The 484-nt window shown below is 38.2% G+C and carries 2 protein-coding genes; both read right to left on the bottom strand.

The window, feature by feature from the left end; all coding sequences use genetic code 11:
* A partial coding sequence (locus C6366_RS19425; protein ID WP_199221585.1) for a hypothetical protein occupies positions 1–236 on the bottom strand: 236 nt, incomplete at its 3' end.
* On the bottom strand, positions 226–484 hold a 259-nt coding region (locus tag C6366_RS19835; RefSeq protein WP_199221584.1), incomplete at its 5' end, for a hypothetical protein. The genes C6366_RS19835 and C6366_RS19425, both read right to left, overlap by 11 nt.

The raw sequence follows: 484 nt of genomic DNA, 5'->3' as shown, positions 1-484 counted from the left end.
GGAAAATCCTTTTCTAAAGTTCTCCATCCTCGAAACGAAGAACTACCAACAAAAAGGATTGAATTATCAGGAGGAAAATCATAGCGATCCTGCTCTTTAAATGCTTCAATCTCCTTTTGCCAGAGTCCAGCCCTAGCATATGACTTAGAAGCGACTATATCATTACTCAAAAAAAAGAGTATAAAAACCGAAAAAATAACTTTATCCCAACTCATAATTAAATATTTATAATTCACCAAGCGCTCCATCAATTGTAATTATTTCAGCACCTAACTGCAGGTCATCATCTGAGGCCGCCACATTAAAAAAGTCAGGAGAAGGACACCTCATATCCGTTAACCGACCTCTATGCATCGGCACATAGAACTTCTTCATATCAACTAAACGAATCAGATTTGTATAACTCCACGCCGAACCGAGTACTTTTGTTCTTGTAGGTGAAACATTTTTGCCTTCGTTTCCAAACTGATCAATCGCGTTCACC

Origin of the sequence: Desulfonatronum sp. SC1 (assembly GCF_003046795.1) — a bacterium.
GTDB lineage: Bacteria > Desulfobacterota > Desulfovibrionia > Desulfovibrionales > Desulfonatronaceae > Desulfonatronum.
The sequence above is the reverse complement of the archived record's forward strand: the minus strand, read 5'-3'. Positions and strand labels throughout refer to the sequence as shown.